We start from the raw sequence: 18,266 nt of genomic DNA, 5'->3' as shown, positions 1-18,266 counted from the left end.
TAGAGAAAGAAAAGTACGCAAATAATGCCAAGAGAAAAAGGCTGCTTAAAAGTTCATTTCCAAAAATGCCCTTTTAAGCAGCCTTAATATTAAATATTAAATAGTCAATAGTCAATATTCAATATAAAATTTAGGTAAGCATACCTCCATCTACGTTGATCACCTGCCCGGTGATGTAAGCACTTAGGTCACTGGCAAGGAAAACGCAGGTATTGGCAATATCTTCGGGCGTACCGCCTCTTTTCAACGGAATTGCCTCTCTCCAGCCTTCAACAGTCTTTTCATCGAGCTTTCCGGTCATTTCGGTTTCGATAAAACCAGGAGCTATAACATTGGTCCTGATGTTACGAGATCCCAATTCCAGGGCCATAGATTTAGAGAAGCCTATCATTCCGGCTTTTGAAGCAGCATAGTTTGCCTGGCCGGCATTTCCTTTAACGCCAACCACGCTACTCATATTGATAATGCTTCCCTGGCGCTGCTTTAACATGGTTCTTTGCACTGCTTTGGTCATGTTGAATACCGACTTCAGGTTCACTTCAATTACCTTATCAAAATCTTCCTCGCTCATTCGCATAAGGAGATTATCTTTGGTAATACCGGCATTATTGACCAGAATATCAATACTTCCGAAGTCCTGAAGCACATTTTTCACAAGTTCTTCAGCTTCTTTGAAATCGGCAGCATTAGATTTATATCCTTTTGCTTTAATTCCGAGTTCCTGAAGTTCCTTTTCAAGCTGGTTGGCAGCTTCAGCAGACGAGCTGTAGCTAAAGGCAACATTGGCCCCGTGTTTCGCAAAAACTTCGGCTATTCCTTTCCCAATACCTCTACTGGCACCGGTAATGATAGCATTTTTTCCTTCTAGTAATTTCATGATAAAATATCTGTTTTCCTGGTGTGGATTAATTTCTTCCAAATATAATAAAAGAACCGGTCAAGACTGAAAAACCTCCGAAAACTGCCATTTTTGACAAGTCACGGAGGTTCTTACTTTTTTGACCCGGAATATTGATTATCCCAGAACTTCTTTTACTTTTTTACCAATTTCGGCAGGAGAATCAACAACGTGAATTCCGTTCTCCTTTAAAATGGCTTTTTTAGCCTGGGCTGTATCTTCGCTTCCACCAACAATGGCTCCTGCATGACCCATGGTCCTACCTTTTGGTGCAGTTTCACCGGCGATAAATCCAATTACCGGCTTCTTATTACCATTTTCTTTCACCCACTTCGCTGCATCGGCTTCAAGCTGACCTCCAATTTCACCAATCATTACGATACATTCGGTTTCATCGTCGTTCATCAACAATTCAACAGCCTCTTTGGTAGTGGTACCAATAATTGGATCTCCTCCAATCCCAATGGCAGTAGTAATACCAAGTCCCTGCTTCACAACCTGATCGGCTGCTTCATAGGTAAGGGTACCGGATTTTGAAACGATCCCAACTTTTCCTTTTTTGAAGACAAAACCTGGCATGATACCCACCTTTGCTTCTCCGGGAGTAATCACTCCAGGACAGTTAGGGCCAACAAGACGACAATCTTTATCTTTAATATAATCGGCAGCTTTAATCATATCGGCAACAGGGATACCTTCAGTAATTGCAATAATCACCTTGATACCTGCGTCTGCTGCTTCCATAATAGCATCGGCTGCAAAAGCCGGTGGTACAAAAATAATTGAAACGTCGGCTCCTGTTTCTTTAACAGCATCAGAAACGGTGTTAAAAACAGGCTTTTCAAGATGTTTTTGTCCTCCTTTACCCGGAGTTACACCACCTACCACATTCGTTCCGTACTCGATCATTTGACCAGCGTGAAAAGTACCTTCACTTCCGGTAAATCCTTGTACAATTATTTTTGAATCTTTATTGACTAAAACGCTCATAGTTGATTTTTTGATTTTTCAGTTGCAAAATTAGGTTTTTATAAAAGAAACCTAAAGGGTTTTATTAATTAATTGGAAGGAAAGAATCCAGATTTTCAGGACTGTCATCGGCCTGCTGACTTATTTGATGGCCTTTATACATTTTCCCGTCCTTACATTCCCAAATAGATATAAAATGTGCCATGGGCAGCTCTTCATCGGGGTTCTCTACAGTTCTTACATAGTAAGTGAAGCGAATGGTAACTGTATCCCCATCGCTTAACAAATGACTAATATCGGCCCGCAAATGTTCAAAAGACTGAGAAAGTTCTTTAGACATGCCGGCAATTTCTGAATAGCCTAGCTTGTGAAATCCGCCGCTACTGTTCCAAAACAGCTGTGCGTCGGGGTGTAAATAGTCTTTTACAGAATCAGGATTTCGGTAAAAATCTGAAGAATAGAATTTGGCAACGCAATCTTTAGGTGTTAAGCTCATAATCAACCGTTTATTTTGTCCATCAATTTAGGCAATCGGCGCAAAAGTGCCAACTCTTTAAGCCACTCGCGCGACTCCATTGCCGGATTTCCCGAATATACGGTATTTTCTTTAGTTGATTTTGTAATCCCTGCCTGCCCCATTACCACAGTACCTTTTTTGACCACTATCCCACTGCGGAATCCCGCCTGCCCCCATATAGTCACATCATCTTCAATAACCACTGCACCTGCAATACCTACCTGCGAAGCAATAAGGCAATTTTCTCCAATGACCGTATCGTGGCCCACCTGGATAAGGTTATCCAATTTGGTTCCCTTACCAATGGTGGTATCACCGGTCACGCCTTTGTCTATGGTACAATTAGCGCCAATATCTACATTGTCTTTGATCACCACTCTTCCTCCGGAGATCAACTTGTCATAACCTTCGGGGCGTTTCTTGTAGTAAAAGGCATCACCTCCTAAAACTGAACCTGAATGAATGGTAACATTATCTCCAATTATTGTGTTATCGTAAATACTTACGTTAGCATGAATAAGACAATTCTTACCAATTTTTACATTGTTCCCCACAAAAGCGGTTGGTTGCACTACCGTTCCTTCTCCAATTTCTGCGGAAGAAGCCAGATTTGAAGTAGCCTTTTCAAAAGGCTTAAAGTACCTGGTGAGCTTATTGAAATCCCTGAAGGGATCATCTGAAATTAATAAGGCTTTTCCTTCAGGACATTCTACTTCTTTGTTGATAAGAATAATAGTCGCTGCCGAATTCAAAGCCTTGTCATAATACTTCGGATGATCTACAAATACAATATCTCCCGAAGTCACCACATGGATCTCATTCATTCCCAAAACAGGGAAATCGGCCGGACCTACATATTCCGAAGAAATTATTGTAGCGATCTGCTCGAGGGTATGTTGCTGCGGGAACTTCATGTTAAATATGAGATATTAGATGTGAGATTTGAGATTTTCTAATCTCTAATCACTATTCTTTAATTCTTTCCTTGTAAGTACCTTTATCGGTTTCTATCTTGATCTTATCACCTTCGTTGATAAAAAGAGGAACGTTCACTTCGGCCCCTGTTTCTACTGTTGCAGGTTTGGTAGCATTAGTTGCTGTATTCCCTTTAACTCCCGGTTCTGTATGGGTTACCTCAAGAATCACACTTGCAGGCATCTCAACAGATAGCGGCATTTGATCTTCGGTATTAATTAGAATAGTAACCACTTCTCCCTCTTTTAGAAGTCCCGGTGCATCAAGCGCGTTTTCGGTAAGTCTAATCTGGGTATAATCTTCAGTGTTCATGAAGTGGTAAAATTCGCCATCATTATACAGGAACTGGAACTTATGAGTTTCAACCCTTACGTCTTCGATCTTGTGCCCTGCAGAAAAGGTGTTATCAATCACTTTTCCTGTAGTTACACTTTTCAATTTTGTTCTAACGAAAGCAGGACCTTTTCCCGGCTTCACGTGGAGAAATTCTACAACTTTAAATATGTCATGGTTGTATCTTATACACAATCCATTTCTAATATCACTTGTACTTGCCATTTTTGCGCCTTATTAATTTGTACTTAAATATCCTTTCATGATTCCGCGTTGGGAATTCTTGATAAACTCTAAAATATCATCTCTTTCGGAAGTGGCTTCCATTTCAGCTTCAATGATGGCCACAGCCTGTGTGTTGTTGTAGTTCTTCTGATAGAGAATCCTGTAAATATCCTGGATTTCCCTGATCTTATCCGTAGAAAAACCACGACGTCTTAGTCCGATTGAATTCACTCCTACGTAAGATAAAGGCTCCCTTCCGGCTTTTACGAAAGGAGGAACATCTTTACGTACCAAAGAACCACCGGTTACAAAAGCGTGACTCCCAATACTACAAAACTGTTGAATAGCAGCCATACCTGCAAGCACAACATAGTCTCCTACATTAATATGACCTGCCAGAGTACTGTTATTTGAAAAGATACAATTATCACCCACCACACAATCGTGCGCGATGTGACAATAGGCCATGATCCAGCAGTTCTTACCAATTTTGGTCTTCATCCTGTCGGTAGTTCCACGGTTAATGGTCACACATTCCCTAATTGTAGTATTATCCCCAATTTCGGTAAGTGTATCTTCGTCATTAAATTTTTTGTCCTGAGGAACAGCAGAAATAACGGCACCGGGAAAAATATTACAGTTCTTTCCGATCCTCGCCCCTTCCATGATAGTAACATTCGATCCTATCCAGGTGCCTTCTCCAATCACCACATTGTTATGTATAGTGGTAAAGGGTTCAATCACTACATTTTTTGCAATCTTGGCTCCGGGATGAACGTATGCTAAGGGTTGATTCATAGTTTTTATTTTTGTTTTACAATTTGAGCCATTAAAATGGCTTCAGTCACGAGCTTGCCGTTAGCATAAGCATATCCCTGCATTTGGCATATTCCTCTTCTTATTGGCGCCAGTAGCTCCAATTTAAAAATTAGTGTATCCCCGGGCACCACCTGTCTTTTAAACTTGACATTATCAATCTTCATAAAGAAGGTAAGATAATTTTCGGGGTCGGGCACAGATTTAAGCGCAAGTATACCACCGGTTTGAGCCATAGCTTCTACCTGAAGTACACCCGGCATAACCGGTTTTCCAGGGAAATGTCCTACAAAAAAAGGTTCGTTCATAGTGACATTTTTGACACCCACTACAGTATCACTGGTCAACTCAATGATCTTGTCGACCAAAATAAAAGGAGGCCGGTGAGGCAGAATGTTCATGATCTCATTAACATCCATTAAAGGCTCCTTATCAAGATCATATTTTGGGACATTATTTCGCTTTTCAGCTTTAATGATCTTAGAAAGTTTTTTAGCAAACTGCGTGTTTACATAATGCCCCGGCTTGTTTGCAATTACTTTTCCACGAATGCGGGTTCCCACCAAAGCAAGGTCTCCAATCACATCCAGCAGTTTATGCCTGGCTGCTTCGTTTGGGTAATGTAGCGTGAGGTTATCAAGAATCCCGTTAGGCTTAACTGCAATATTGTCTTTTTTGAAGGCTACCCTGAGTTTATCCATAGTCTCGGGGCTAAGCTCCTTATCTACATAAACAATAGCATTATTAAGGTCTCCCCCTTTTATGAGGCCGTGTTCCAAAAGCGTTTCAATTTCATGTAGGAAACTAAATGTACGTGCATTTGAAATCTCAGTATTAAAATCTGAAATTTTTTGTAGGGATGCATTTTGTGTGCCCAACACCTTTGTACCAAAATCTACCATAGTAGTCACCTGATACTCATCGGCAGGCATCACCAGGATTTCACTGCCCGATTTTTCGTCGTGATAGCGAATAACATCTGTTACCACGTATTCTTCCCTGTCACACTCCTGTTCTTCAATATCTGCCTGCTGAAGCGCTTCTACAAAAAACTTTGAAGACCCGTCCATAATAGGAGGTTCAGCAGCATTAAGCTCAATAATTATATTGTCAATTTCAAGACCAACACAGGCTGCAAGTACGTGCTCTGATGTTTGAATAGTAACGCCATCTTTTTCAAGGTTTGTACCTCTTTGGGTGTTGACTACATAGTTAACATCGGCTTCCACCATAGGATTTCCTTCAATATCTGTTCTTACAAAACAGTAACCGGTATTGTTTGGAGCCGGTTTAAATGTAAGAGTGACTTCATTACCGGTGTGAAGCCCCACTCCCTGTAAAGAAACTTCTTTACTTATGGTGCGTTGTTTAGCCATTATCTGATTGTTTTTTTTCTAGTTTGGTTAAGCGGTCTTCTATTTTGGGTAAATTCTTAAAATGTACGTAAGCTTTATTATATTCACTATAGCCAATGGCAGGAGAACCCTGAATCATTTCTCCATCTTTAATATTACGACCTATTCCTGACTGAGCCTGAATTTTCACTCCGTTACCAATGTGAATATGTCCCGCAATACCAACCTGTCCTCCTATAAGGCAGTTTTTACCTATTTTGGATGAGCCGGCAATTCCAGTCTGGGCGGCAATAGCTGTATTCTCTCCTACTTCAACATTATGTGCTATCTGGATTTGGTTATCCAACTTCACTCCTTTTCTTATAATTGTAGATCCAAGAGTAGCCCTGTCTATTGTAGTACCGGCACCAATATCAACATTATCTTCTATAATAACGTTGCCAATTTGTGGTACTTTTGAATACACACCATCGGCATCTGGTGAAAAGCCGAAACCATCGGCACCAATAACTACCCCGCCGTGCAGTACACAATTATTCCCTATTATGGTTTCAGAATAAACCTTAGCGCCCGAAAAGATCGTAACATTATCTCCAATCTGAACATTATCCCCAATATATGAGTTGGGAAATATTTTGACGTTATTTCCAATTTTTACCTGCTCTCCCAGGTATGAGAAAGCGCCCAGATAAAGGTTCTCCCCATAAGAAACCGATTCAGAAATAAAACTTGGCTGCTCTATCCCAGATTTGTTCAGTTTCACCTGATTGTAGTATTCCAAAAGCTTTGAAAACGCCGTATATGGATCTTTTACCTTTATAAGGGTAGTAGACAGATCATCTTCTGCCTGAAAATTTTCACCTACTATAGTAATAGTAGCTTTGGTGGAATATATAAAAGAGGTATATTTAGGATTAGCCAAAAATGTGATGGAACCGGCAGTCCCTTCCTCAATTTTGGCAAGCCTGTCAACCTCGGCCCCGGGATCTCCTACTACCTCTCCCCCGAGTATTCCTGCTATTTGAGTTGCTGTAAACTTCATTCTGGCAAAAGTAAAAAAAATGAGTTAATCTTTTGGTTTTGGATAACAGATATAAAATTTGGTCACCGGTCTGGAAAGTGCTTTGAGATTAAAATGGTCTGAAGCCTTTATTACATCGGTTATTTTCCCACTTTTAAAGAGGATATGAATTTTTTCATCTTCTCTTTTATAGGCGAGGTTACTTATGTCTCCGCTAAACACAAAATATGCTGCTTCTTCCCTGCTTATACCAAACCGCGAGATCACTTTTTGAAGCTGGCGCTCCATTTTTTCTTCTGAAACAGGTTTTTTCTTCAGCTTAATTTTTAAAAGATCCCTGTTAATGATCATTTGACACAAGCTGCTCAACACAAAATCTTCATCATTCGCCCATTCTTTCATTGCTGAAAGAATATCGTAATCATCAAGTCGCGCAAAGATTTGTAAAGTTTCTTCGGAAAAACTCTCGGCCGTGATCTGTTGTTTTAAAAAGTAAGTGAGCGCAGTGCTCGCAAATAAAGTGCGCCCAGATTGAACAAGTTCCTTGGCACGCTGAAGCACTCTAATTAAAAGCTGCTCTGCCACCACACCGGTTTTGTGCAGGTAAACCTGCCAGTACATGAGGCGGCGGGCAAGCAAAAACTTTTCAATAGAATAGATCCCCTTTTCTTCTACCATCAATTCATTATCTACTACTGTGAGCATACTAATAAGCCTTTCGCTATTGATATTCCCTTCGGCCACCCCGGTATAAAAGCTATCGCGTTTTAAGTAGTCAAGACGATCCATGTCCATTTGACTCGAAATTAACTGGCAAAGAAACTTTCGGGGGTATTTTCCGCGGAAAATTTCTATAGCCATAGTTAATCTTTGGTTAAACTTCCGGTTCATTTCTTCCATAAAAAGGAAAGAAATGGTCTCATGGCTCACCCCTTCAACTATGCTGTGCTCCATAGCATGCGAGAATGGCCCGTGGCCTACATCGTGAAGCAATATGGCAATTTGAAGGGCCTCTTCCTCTTCCGCAGAAATCTCTACACCTTTAAGCCTCAATACCCTCACGGCTTTTTGCATTAAGTGAAGACAACCCAAAGCGTGGTGAAAACGCGTGTGATGCGCACCGGGATAAACCAGGTATGACAAACCCATTTGAGAAATACGCCTTAGTCTTTGAAAGTATTTGTGCTCCATGATATCAAAAAGGAGCTCATTAGGTATAGTAATAAATCCGTAAATTGGATCGTTTAAAATTTTGAGTTTGTTTCCTGGAAGCAAATCTTGTCCTTTAATATTAATCTCAACAAAGATACATATATGAACGATATCAAAATATTATGGGTAGACGACGAGATCGACCTGCTTAAGCCTCACATTCTATTCCTTGAAAGTAAAAATTATAAAGTTTACACCTGCCAAAGCGGGACCGAAGCTTTAGAAGAAATAGAAAAGGAGAATTTTGATATAGTCTTTCTGGATGAGAACATGCCGGGCTTATCTGGACTGGAAACGCTTTCAGAAATCAAGGAAAAACAGGCAAACGTGCCGGTGGTAATGATCACCAAAAGCGAAGAAGAATATATTATGGAGGAAGCTATAGGGTCAAAAATAGCAGATTACCTCATTAAACCTGTCAACCCAAATCAAATTCTTTTGAGTATCAAAAAGAACCTTGATCATTCCCGGCTTATTTCTGAAAAAACAACTTCGAGCTATCAGCAGGAGTTTAGAAAGATCGCGATGGATATGGCCCAGATCAATTCTTTTGAAGGATGGGCAGAACTTTATCAAAAGCTTATTTACTGGGAACTGGAACTCGAAAATATTGAAGACACGGGCATGTTTGAGATTCTTGAATCCCAAAAAACGGAAGCAAATTCACAGTTTTGCAAATTCATAGATAAGAATTATCCTGCATGGTTTGAGAAGAATGCCGATGCCCCCACCATGTCACATACTTTGTTCAGGGAAAAGATACTTCCCGAATTAAGCAAAGAACAGCCTACGCTGCTGGTGGTAATAGATAATTTAAGATATGATCAATGGCGGGCATTTGAACCGGTAGTGAACAACTACTATAAGAAGGAGCTCGAAATCCCCTTTTACAGTATCCTGCCTACAGCAACGCAATACGCCAGAAATGCTATTTTCTCGGGACTTATGCCAAGTGATATGGAAAAGCTCCACCCCAACTTATGGAAGAATGACACAGACGAAGGCGGAAAAAACCTTCATGAAGCCGAATTTCTACAGGCACAGCTAAAGAGACTGGGCAGCGATATTAAACACGAGTATCACAAGATAAGTAGTCTCAAAGCCGGTAAAAAACTGGTTGAAAACTTTAAGAGCCAAAAAGAAAATGATCTTACCGTAGTGGTCTACAACTTTGTTGACATGCTTTCTCACTCTAAGACAGAAATGGAAGTGATCAAAGAACTTGCATCTACTAATAAGTCTTACCGGTCCCTTACCCAAAGCTGGTTTAAGAATTCCCCGCTGCTCGAGATTATCCAGCAAGCTCAAAACCTCGGATTCAAACTTATAGTGACTACAGATCACGGAACTATTAATGTAAAGAATCCCTCAAAAGTGATAGGTGATAAACAAACCAGTCTTAACCTGCGTTACAAAACAGGAAAGAGCCTCACTTACGAGGAAAAAGACGTTTTGGCAGCACCTAATCCAAAGACTATACACCTTCCTGCCATTAACATGAGCAGTTCCTTCATTTTTGCAAAAGGAGACCTCTTCTTTGCATACCCTAATAATTACAACCATTATGTTAGCTACTATAGAAATACTTTTCAGCACGGAGGAGTATCAATGGAAGAAATGATCATCCCTTTTAGCGTCTTATCACCTAGGTAACAAGATTTTAACTATCTTTACAGTCCCAAATCATAATACTTTTGAATGGAAGTAACCTACCTTCTATCTGAAATTGAAACTGTTGCCCGGAAACTTCTGGAAAAATCTGGAAGTAAAACCCTATTGTTCTATGGAGAAATGGGAGCGGGTAAAACAACTTTAATAAAGGCCCTCTTAAAGGCCTTAGGTGCCGTAGATACTGGCAGTAGCCCAACTTTTTCCCTTGTAAACGTTTACGAAACTGAAAATGGAACAGTAAATCACTTTGATTTTTACAGAATCAATGATGAATCTGAAGCCTGGGACATGGGTTTTGAAGAATATCTTGAATCTGGCAACTGGAATTTTATTGAATGGCCTCAAAAAATTCAAAATTTTATTGAAGAAGGGGATCAAAAAGTGGAAATTTTAATACTTGAAAATGATTTAAGGAAGTTAAAGTTTTGTTAATTTAGCGCCAAATTTTTAATAGCAAGTTGAAAATTTTCTGTGAGAATTTTCTTTCATATTTTGCATTTTATTAACATATATGTATTATCTCAGGGTCATTAACCGAATTAATAATTATTTTAACTGTATTAATTAAAATATGATATTTTAAAAGTTTAAAAATAATTTCTCCAAAAAGGCGGCAAAAGTACGAATAATGCACTAATTATTAGCGGGTTAGTTTTTTATAGGTTTGTATCAACAAATCGAAATATACACAACCTTAAAAAACTATATCATGAAAATTAAAGCCCTTTTCTTAGCCGTATCTATCTTTGGAGCAACTTTATTTGTAACTTCTAACACAGATAATGACAATAAAAATGAAGTTAAGAAAACAGCCGTCGATAGAAGGCTCATCCGCGTTCCTACTAACGGGTAGTTTAATCGCATTATTTATAGGGTTTTCCCCATATTTATTTTATTTATATGAAATTTTCCCAAGCAGTCCTGTTTGGGAAAATTCATTTTTTACTTATGAGAGTAAGTATTACCAAGATGTATTGACTGCTGCATGGACTTATTTTAGTAAATTAATTCCATTTCTTTTATTGATAATATGGTTTTTCACCTGCAAACATTGGTGGTATCACGTTATATTAGTTCCAGCATTAATGTATCTTTATCAAATGATCTCTGCTTTCTATGAAGATGCTTACTTAGATGTAATTGATCTAGATAGTGGCGATCTAATTTACTTAGCTCCATTTTTTATCCTGATTCTTTCTATTGTTTACCTCATTAGGATTAAAGTATTTGATCGTATCTATGGTATAGATCTCTCCGAAATTGAACGTGAAAACATCTCCCCCTTCTCCCCGTTTTCCGATAAAGAATATAAAGAGATCAAATCGTTTAGAGAAGATACTTCCCGAGATGGGGAAATTCAGGAAGAGTACTACGTTAAACTCTAATTCTTTCACTCCATAAAAATGTCGTAATTTTATCTTTGTGACCAACAGATTATGACAGAGCAGCTATCTCCCTTTACCAGGGAACAATTAATTCCGCAGGAAGAAACCCTGGAAGTCTATAAACATAAAGGCCAGTTATTTATTGGTATCCCTAAAGAAAACGCTTATCAGGAAAAGAGGGTTTGTCTTAGTCCCGATGCGGTAGCTGCCATGACAGCACATGGCCATCGAGTACTTATAGAATCCAATGCCGGGGAAGGCGCCAAATTCAGTGACAAAGATTATTCTGAGGCAGGAGCCGAAATCACTAAAGATACCAGGAAGGTCTTTTCCTGCCCCATGATCCTTAAGGTAGAACCTCCTACCCTCGAGGAACTTGATATGGTGAATCCGCAGACAACCATTATATCAGCACTTCAGCTAAAAACACAAAAGAAAGCCTATTTTCAAAAGCTGGCTTCCAAGAGAATTACGGCCCTGGCTTTTGAATTTATAAAAGATGACGATGGTTCCTACCCGGCGGTTAGGGCTCTTAGTGAGATTGCCGGTACAGCCTCTATACTTATTGCCTCTGAGATTATGAGCAATAATCCTGCCGGGAACGGACTCATGTTTGGAAACATTAGCGGAGTTCCTCCCATTGAAGTTACCATTCTTGGTGCCGGCACAGTAGGTGAATTTGCCGCCCGCTCTGCACTTGGCCTGGGTGCAAATGTCAAGATTTTTGATAATTCTCTTACCAGATTAAGGGCAGTGCAGGCGAACCTTGGGAGGCCTTTGCATACATCTACAATTCAGCCAAAGAATCTCATCAAAGCTTTAAAAAGAAGTGATGTGGTGATAGGAGCAGTTCGTGGAAAGAACCGTTCCCCTATCCTCGTTACCGAGACCATGGTAGAACACATGAAGAAAGGTGCTGTGGTTATAGATGTGAGTATAGATATGGGAGGTTGCTTTGAGACCAGTGAGATTACCACACACGATAAGCCCACGTTTGTAAAGAACGGAGTGGTTCATTATTGCGTCCCTAACATCCCGTCCCGATATGCCAGAACTGCTTCCCTTTCTATAAGCAACATTTTTACACCCTATCTACTACACATCGCAGAACAGGGTGGCCTTGAAAATACCTTAAGATTTGACAGAGGTCTGCGAAATGGTTTGTACTTTTACCACGGAATTTTAACCAACAAATCTATTGCTGAATGGTTTGATCTTTCTTATAGAGATATCAACCTGCTTATTTTTTAATGCTCCATGAAATTTATTCACAGACTCGGCTATTACCTTGGAGGTTTTGCCATAGGATTGATCATACTTGCGTTTTTTCTTAGCGGAAAAAAAACTTCCTGCGCTTACGGCCCCGATGCACGCGTACTTAAGAATATTAGGAAAAAGGAAAGAGCATATTCCCACGAAGCCATTTCTGAGATTGAGAGGCTGCAAATAGATACAGCCTCTATTACCAGAGTTCTGCATAAAGGAGATGTAGATTTCAGCCGCAGCAATACAGATCCCGATTCCTGTAAAGTTTATATGGTGACAGGAGATTCAGATTCAGGAGAACTGGAAATGCTTTTCGAGAACTGTGATTCTCTTGCCACCCTTCAGAAGATCTGGAAGAAAGAATAACATTCATAATATTATTCCTTATCCATTTAATTTAATCCTTTAAAGGATTTGCCCCGCGTGCTCTTTAGTCTTTACTTTTGAAATCACATCAGCAATTACACCCTGCTCATCAATAACAAAAGTGGTGCGGTGAATTCCGTCGTATTCTTTTCCCATAAATTTCTTTGGACCCCATACCTTAAAGGCATTGATCACTTCTTTGTCTTCATCGGCCAACAATGGAAAAGGCAGGTTATTCTTCTCTTTAAAGTTCTGCTGCCGCTTTGGTGAATCGGCACTTACTCCTAAAATTTCATAACCTTTAGCCTGAAAAGCTTCATAATTGTCTCTCAAATTGCAAGCCTCGGCAGTACAACCTAGAGTACTCGCTTTAGGGTAAAAGAAGATGACTAATTTTTTTCCTTTATAATCTTCCAGAGTATGTTTTTTCCCTTCCTGATCTGTGGCTGAAAAATTGGGCGCTTTATCGCCTGGTTGAAGTGTTGTCATAATTAGTACTTTTGTTTCAAAGTTACACATTAATGACCAAGCAGGAAAAAGTTCAATTTGTCATAGACACTTTAGCAGATATTTACCCAAACGTCCCTATTCCATTAGATCATAAAGATCCTTACACCCTGTTGATTGCCGTGCTGCTTTCAGCGCAAAGTACAGATGTTAGGGTCAATCAAATCACTCCTTTACTCTTCGCGAGGGCAGACAATCCTTATGCGATGGTAAAACTTTCCGAAGAAGAGATCAGGGAGATAATAAAACCTGTAGGCTTATCTCCTATGAAAGCTAAAGGCATCTACGGCCTTTCAAAAATACTTATTGAAAAATACCACGGCGAGGTACCAGAAGATATTGATGCACTCGAAGAGCTTCCTGCCGTTGGGCATAAAACCGCCAGCGTGGTAATGTCTCAGGCATTCAACATCCCGGCATTTCCCGTAGATACACATATCCACCGGCTCATGTACAGATGGAATCTCTCTAACGGGAAAAATGTGGTACAGACAGAGAAGGACGCAAAACGCCTTTTTCCGAAGGAATTATGGAATGAGCTTCACCTTCAAATCATTTGGTACGGCAGGGAATATTCCCCCGCAAGAGGATGGAACCTGGAGAAGGATATCATCACCAAAACCATAGGCCGCAAAACAGTTTTGGAAGAATATCACAAAAAAAAGATCCGCCGTTAGCAGATCTTTTTTTTGTTCAATTAGTTTAAAATTGATTCAAATTCCAGCTTCTTGTAAGTGTTTATTCTTAAAGCTTTAGAATAGCTTAAAAGGAAGCTTATGGTTTCCTTTTTTGGGTTCATGGGTTGCAATTTTTTTCGAGAGTAGAGTTTCGCCATTATTGAACTTTTAAAGTTGTAACATAATAACGGCCAGACGCTAATCTTATTGTGCTAATTAGTTAAAACTAAATTGTGCTTTTCAATAACTTTTCGAAGATTGATCAAAGCATACCTCATTCTCCCCAATGCTGTGTTAATACTTACGCCGGTTCTTTCTGAAATTTCTTTAAAACTCATGTCTTTATAGATCCTCATAACCAGCACTTCCAGTTGATCTTCAGGTAATTCTTTAATTAGCTCCTGAACATCTGCCTCAATCTGATCTTTGATGATCTGTTTTTCGGCATTTAAACCTGAATCGCACAACACAGAAAAAATGTTAAAGTCGCCACTGTTCTCAAACTTGGGCATCCTTTTGTTTTTTCTGAAGTGATCTATCACCAGGTTATGAGCAATACGCATCACCCACGGAAGAAACTTCCCTTCTTCGTTGTATTTTCCTCTTTTCAGGGTTTTGATCACTTTAATGAAGGTATCCTGAAAGATATCTTCAGCAACATCTTTATCAAAGACCTTCGAAAAGATAAAACTGTAAATTCGTTGTTGATGACGGTTGATAAGAATAGAAAGTGACTGCTCGTCTCCTTCCATATAGCTCTTTACGAGCAAAGCATCATTTGCCTCGGCGTTATCCATAAGAGTTACTTTTGCAGGCTGTTGGGGTGGCCTGGGGGTTAGTTATTACAAGTTCAAAGTAACTTTATGCAATAGGCAAAAATGATTTTAGATTATATCAGCAAATATAAAAGGAAAAAATTCACTAATGCAAATAAAAGGTTAATGTTTTTAACATGTTAGCACAGAAACAGTTATTATACCACACACCTTACTCAAAAATTTGAAGTTTGAGTACCTTTGCTGTTACAACACAAAATAAAGTATGCAAGTAGATATCTCAGGAGTAGATCCAAAAGAGAACATAATAATAAAAGGAGCACGCCTTCATAACCTAAAGAATATAAACGTAGTAATTCCCCGGAATAAGCTGGTGGTTCTAACCGGGCTTTCGGGATCGGGAAAATCATCTTTGGCTTTCGATACCTTGTACGCCGAAGGCCAACGCCGGTACGTTGAAAGTTTATCATCTTATGCCCGACAGTTCCTGGGAAGGCTGAACAAGCCACAGGTAGACTCTATAAAAGGGATTGCCCCGGCTATTGCAATCGAACAAAAGGTAAATTCCACCAATCCACGTTCAACCGTTGGAACTTCTACGGAAATATACGATTACCTGAAACTCCTTTTTGCCCGAATTGGAAGAACCTACTCCCCTGTTTCGGGAGAGGAAGTGAAAAAAGACACTGTTACCGATGTAGTGAATTATGTACAATCTTTTCCTGAGGGGTCAAAAATGCTACTTTTGGCACCTGTTCATGTAGAACAAAGTCGCACGCCACAGGAAAAACTGAAAGTTTTGCTACAACAGGGATACAGCCGTATAAAGTACAAAGGTGATGTACTGCGGATCGATGAAGCTGACCTTTCAAAAATAGCAGAAAAAGACCTGTTTCTTGTAGTAGACAGGATTGTGGTGAAAGATGATGAAGATTTTCTAAATCGGCTTGGAGACGCTACTCAAACTGCCTTTTTTGAAGGAAAAGGGGAATTATTCATTGAAAGTTTATCAGACAGTAAGATCAGGCAGTTCAGTAATAAGTTTGAGCTTGACGGCATGACTTTTCTGGAGCCTAACGTGCATTTGTTCAGCTTCAATAATCCTTATGGTGCCTGCCCAAAATGCGAAGGTTATGGAGATGTGATTGGTATTGACGAAGATCTTGTCATTCCCAATACCGGTTTATCGGTGTACGAAAATGCCATTTTTCCGTGGCGTGGTGACAGCATGAGCTGGTACAGGGATCAATTGGTAAATAACAGCCACAAATTCAATTTCCCAATTCACAAGCCTTATTTTGAACTCACACAGGAGCAAAAAGATCTTATCTGGAATGGGAACCAGTATTTTGAAGGATTAAATCAATTCTTTGCTTTCCTGGAATCCAAGGCTTACAAAATTCAGAACCGTGTAATGCTTTCCCGCTATCGCGGAAAAACAAAATGTTCTGTATGTAAAGGAAAAAGGTTGCGCCCCGAAGCTAATTATGTAAAGGTAGGAGGAGCTACAATTACCCAACTGGTAGAAATGCCGGTCAATAAAGTAGCCGACTTCTTTGCAAACTTAGATTTAAATGAATCAGATGCCGCCATTGCAAAAAGGCTGCTTACCGAAATAAACAACAGGCTTGGATTTCTTTTAAAAGTAGGCCTCAATTATTTGACTTTAAACAGAAAATCGAACACCCTCTCGGGAGGAGAATCTCAGCGAATTAACCTCGCCACTTCCCTCGGCAGTAGCCTTGTGGGTTCTATGTATATTCTTGATGAACCTTCTATTGGATTGCATCCCCGCGATACGTTAAAGCTCATTGAAGTCCTTAAATCTCTTCGTGATCTTGGTAATACTGTAATTGTCGTAGAACATGATGAAGATATCATGAAAGCTGCAGACGAGATTATTGACATTGGTCCTGAAGCCGGCACCAACGGCGGAGAAGTCGTTGCTGCCGGGACCTATGCTGATATTCTTATTTCAGATTCTCTCACCGCACAATACCTCAACAACGTTCTTGAGATCAAAGTTCCTTCTAAAAGACGGGATTATAAATACTTTGTTGACATTATAGGCGCCAGGGAGAACAACCTTAAAAATTTGGATGTAAGATTTCCGCTGGGTGTTTTTACAGCAGTAACGGGGGTTTCAGGAAGTGGAAAAAGTACTCTGATCAAAAAAATACTTTATCCTGCCCTGCGCAAGGAAATTGGGGGCTATGGAGAAAAAGCCGGACAGTTTACCCGAATTGAAGGGAAGTTTGGAAATGTTACCACAATTGAATTTGTAGATCAGAATCCTATTGGCCGTTCCTCACGCTCCAACCCCGTGACCTACATTAAAGCCTATGACGATATTAGGAACCTGTTCTCCAATCAAAAGCTAAGTGATATTCGCGGTTACAAACCCAAACATTTTTCGTTCAATGTAGATGGTGGGCGTTGTGAAACCTGTAAAGGCGAAGGAGAAGTAACTATTGAAATGCAGTTCATGGCCGACGTTCACCTGCTTTGTGAAACCTGTAATGGCAAGCGTTTTAAAAAGGAAGTTTTAGAAGTGAACTTCGCCGGAAAAAATATTGATGATGTGCTTAGCATGACCATTGATGATGCCGTTAATTTTTTCAGCGAAAACGGGGAAGACAAGATCACTGCAAAGCTAAAACCACTGCAGGATGTGGGTCTTGGCTATGTCCAACTCGGGCAAAGCTCTTCTACCCTGTCGGGCGGGGAAGCCCAAAGGATTAAACTTGCGTCTTTCCTGGTAAAAGGAAGTTCAAAAGAAAAAGCGTTGTTTATTTTTGATGAACCCACCACAGGTTTACATTTTCACGATATTCAAAAGCTACTCAAATCATTTAATGCACTTTTAGCAAAAGGGCATTCGGTAATTGTAATTGAGCACAATATGGATCTTGTAAAATGTGCCGATCATGTTATTGACCTGGGACCTGAAGGTGGTGACACAGGCGGCCAACTTATTGCTGCGGGAACCCCTGAAGAAGTAGCAAAGAACAAAAAATCCTATACGGCTCCTTTTCTCAAGGAAAAATTATAGAAGCATATATTCCAGCTTAGAATTTAACACTATAAAAGATCAAATTTAGAATCTTGGCACAGCCTTTGAATCAGAATTAATAATTGCAAGAGTAATGTTTACATAATTAGATTGTAATTAATAATTTTTGGTTGGTTAGTTTGGAAACCCCGTTGAGCTTAATGTTCGCGGGGTTTTCTAATTTGTGGCACGTAGTTTGAATATAAGTTAATGTACTTTTTTTAACGAGTACACAGGTCTTAACC

Annotated in this window: 19 protein-coding genes; 8 read left to right on the top strand and 11 right to left on the bottom strand. The window is 39.8% G+C overall.

Annotated elements, in window-relative coordinates; genetic code table 11:
- Nucleotides 1-130: 130 nt before the first annotated feature.
- From fabG to OQ279_RS04095, 9 genes are all read right to left on the bottom strand, one after another.
- Nucleotides 131-877 carry a 3-oxoacyl-[acyl-carrier-protein] reductase gene (fabG, locus tag OQ279_RS04135; protein ID WP_266068553.1) on the bottom strand — a complete coding sequence of 249 codons (747 nt, stop codon included), beginning with the start codon at nucleotides 875-877 and terminating at the stop codon, nucleotides 131-133.
- A gap of 138 nt (nucleotides 878-1,015) precedes the next feature.
- Nucleotides 1,016-1,888 (bottom strand): succinate--CoA ligase subunit alpha, encoded by an 873-nt coding sequence (gene sucD / locus OQ279_RS04130; protein WP_266068552.1) that lies wholly within the window; start codon nucleotides 1,886-1,888, stop codon nucleotides 1,016-1,018.
- A gap of 64 nt (nucleotides 1,889-1,952) precedes the next feature.
- Nucleotides 1,953-2,363 carry a nuclear transport factor 2 family protein gene (locus OQ279_RS04125; RefSeq protein ID WP_266068551.1) on the bottom strand — a complete coding sequence of 137 codons (411 nt, stop codon included), beginning with the start codon at nucleotides 2,361-2,363 and terminating at the stop codon, nucleotides 1,953-1,955.
- Nucleotides 2,364-2,365: 2 nt separating this feature from the next.
- Nucleotides 2,366-3,298 (bottom strand): UDP-3-O-(3-hydroxymyristoyl)glucosamine N-acyltransferase, encoded by a 933-nt coding sequence (locus OQ279_RS04120; protein WP_266068550.1) that lies wholly within the window; start codon nucleotides 3,296-3,298, stop codon nucleotides 2,366-2,368.
- A gap of 52 nt (nucleotides 3,299-3,350) precedes the next feature.
- The gene (gene efp, locus OQ279_RS04115; protein WP_266068549.1) at nucleotides 3,351-3,917 is read right to left on the bottom strand and encodes an elongation factor P; all 567 of its coding nucleotides are present in this window, start codon (nucleotides 3,915-3,917) and stop codon (nucleotides 3,351-3,353) included.
- A gap of 12 nt (nucleotides 3,918-3,929) precedes the next feature.
- Nucleotides 3,930-4,715: an acyl-ACP--UDP-N-acetylglucosamine O-acyltransferase gene (gene lpxA / locus OQ279_RS04110; protein ID WP_266068548.1), complete on the bottom strand. Its 786-nt coding sequence runs from the start codon at nucleotides 4,713-4,715 to the stop codon at nucleotides 3,930-3,932.
- 5 nt (nucleotides 4,716-4,720) lie between these two features.
- Complete coding sequence (locus OQ279_RS04105; protein ID WP_266068547.1) at nucleotides 4,721-6,109, bottom strand: bifunctional UDP-3-O-[3-hydroxymyristoyl] N-acetylglucosamine deacetylase/3-hydroxyacyl-ACP dehydratase; 1,389 nt, start codon at nucleotides 6,107-6,109, stop codon at nucleotides 4,721-4,723.
- Nucleotides 6,102-7,130, bottom strand: a complete 1,029-nt coding sequence (gene lpxD, locus OQ279_RS04100) for a UDP-3-O-(3-hydroxymyristoyl)glucosamine N-acyltransferase (RefSeq protein WP_266068546.1) — start codon at nucleotides 7,128-7,130, stop codon at nucleotides 6,102-6,104. Before lpxD ends, OQ279_RS04105 begins: the two co-directional genes overlap by 8 nt.
- Nucleotides 7,131-7,154: 24 nt before the next feature.
- Nucleotides 7,155-8,384: an HD domain-containing protein gene (locus OQ279_RS04095; RefSeq protein ID WP_266068545.1), complete on the bottom strand. Its 1,230-nt coding sequence runs from the start codon at nucleotides 8,382-8,384 to the stop codon at nucleotides 7,155-7,157.
- A 39-nt stretch (nucleotides 8,385-8,423) separates the two neighbouring features.
- On the opposite strand from OQ279_RS04095, the gene porX reads away from it, so the two are divergent.
- The 6 genes from porX (at nucleotide 8,424) to OQ279_RS04065 (ending at nucleotide 13,009) form a co-directional block, all read left to right on the top strand.
- Nucleotides 8,424-9,974: a T9SS response regulator signal transducer PorX gene (gene porX, locus OQ279_RS04090; RefSeq protein ID WP_266068544.1), complete on the top strand. Its 1,551-nt coding sequence runs from the start codon at nucleotides 8,424-8,426 to the stop codon at nucleotides 9,972-9,974.
- 45 nt (nucleotides 9,975-10,019) lie between these two features.
- Complete coding sequence (gene tsaE, locus OQ279_RS04085) at nucleotides 10,020-10,424, top strand: tRNA (adenosine(37)-N6)-threonylcarbamoyltransferase complex ATPase subunit type 1 TsaE (RefSeq protein WP_266068543.1); 405 nt, start codon at nucleotides 10,020-10,022, stop codon at nucleotides 10,422-10,424.
- Nucleotides 10,425-10,701: 277 nt separating this feature from the next.
- Nucleotides 10,702-10,845: a hypothetical protein gene (locus OQ279_RS04080; RefSeq protein WP_266068542.1), complete on the top strand. Its 144-nt coding sequence runs from the start codon at nucleotides 10,702-10,704 to the stop codon at nucleotides 10,843-10,845.
- A 232-nt stretch (nucleotides 10,846-11,077) separates the two neighbouring features.
- On the top strand, nucleotides 11,078-11,377 hold the full coding sequence (locus tag OQ279_RS04075; RefSeq protein ID WP_266068541.1) for a hypothetical protein: 300 nt from the start codon (nucleotides 11,078-11,080) through the stop codon (nucleotides 11,375-11,377).
- Between the two features lie 51 nt (nucleotides 11,378-11,428).
- Nucleotides 11,429-12,628, top strand: coding sequence for an alanine dehydrogenase (locus OQ279_RS04070; RefSeq protein ID WP_266068540.1), 1,200 nt, complete (start codon nucleotides 11,429-11,431; stop codon nucleotides 12,626-12,628).
- Between the two features lie 6 nt (nucleotides 12,629-12,634).
- Nucleotides 12,635-13,009, top strand: a complete 375-nt coding sequence (locus OQ279_RS04065) for a hypothetical protein (RefSeq protein WP_266068538.1) — start codon at nucleotides 12,635-12,637, stop codon at nucleotides 13,007-13,009.
- Between the two features lie 39 nt (nucleotides 13,010-13,048).
- Here OQ279_RS04065 and bcp read toward each other — a convergent pair whose 3' ends face one another.
- Nucleotides 13,049-13,498 carry a thioredoxin-dependent thiol peroxidase gene (gene bcp / locus OQ279_RS04060; RefSeq protein WP_266068537.1) on the bottom strand — a complete coding sequence of 150 codons (450 nt, stop codon included), beginning with the start codon at nucleotides 13,496-13,498 and terminating at the stop codon, nucleotides 13,049-13,051.
- 32 nt (nucleotides 13,499-13,530) lie between these two features.
- On the opposite strand from bcp, the gene OQ279_RS04055 reads away from it, so the two are divergent.
- The gene (locus OQ279_RS04055) at nucleotides 13,531-14,193 is read left to right on the top strand and encodes an endonuclease III domain-containing protein (protein WP_266068535.1); all 663 of its coding nucleotides are present in this window, start codon (nucleotides 13,531-13,533) and stop codon (nucleotides 14,191-14,193) included.
- 212 nt (nucleotides 14,194-14,405) lie between these two features.
- Here OQ279_RS04055 and OQ279_RS04050 read toward each other — a convergent pair whose 3' ends face one another.
- The gene (locus tag OQ279_RS04050) at nucleotides 14,406-14,990 is read right to left on the bottom strand and encodes an RNA polymerase sigma factor (protein ID WP_266068534.1); all 585 of its coding nucleotides are present in this window, start codon (nucleotides 14,988-14,990) and stop codon (nucleotides 14,406-14,408) included.
- A 244-nt stretch (nucleotides 14,991-15,234) separates the two neighbouring features.
- Here OQ279_RS04050 and uvrA point away from each other — a divergent pair, with 244 nt between their 5' ends.
- On the top strand, nucleotides 15,235-18,021 hold the full coding sequence (gene uvrA / locus OQ279_RS04045; RefSeq protein ID WP_266068533.1) for an excinuclease ABC subunit UvrA: 2,787 nt from the start codon (nucleotides 15,235-15,237) through the stop codon (nucleotides 18,019-18,021).
- Nucleotides 18,022-18,266: the final 245 nt, after the last annotated feature.

Origin of the sequence: Salinimicrobium profundisediminis (genome assembly GCF_026241755.1) — a bacterium.
Lineage (GTDB): Bacteria > Bacteroidota > Bacteroidia > Flavobacteriales > Flavobacteriaceae > Salinimicrobium > Salinimicrobium profundisediminis.
Note: the sequence above shows the minus strand (reverse complement) of the source record. Positions and strands in the feature narration are given on the sequence as shown.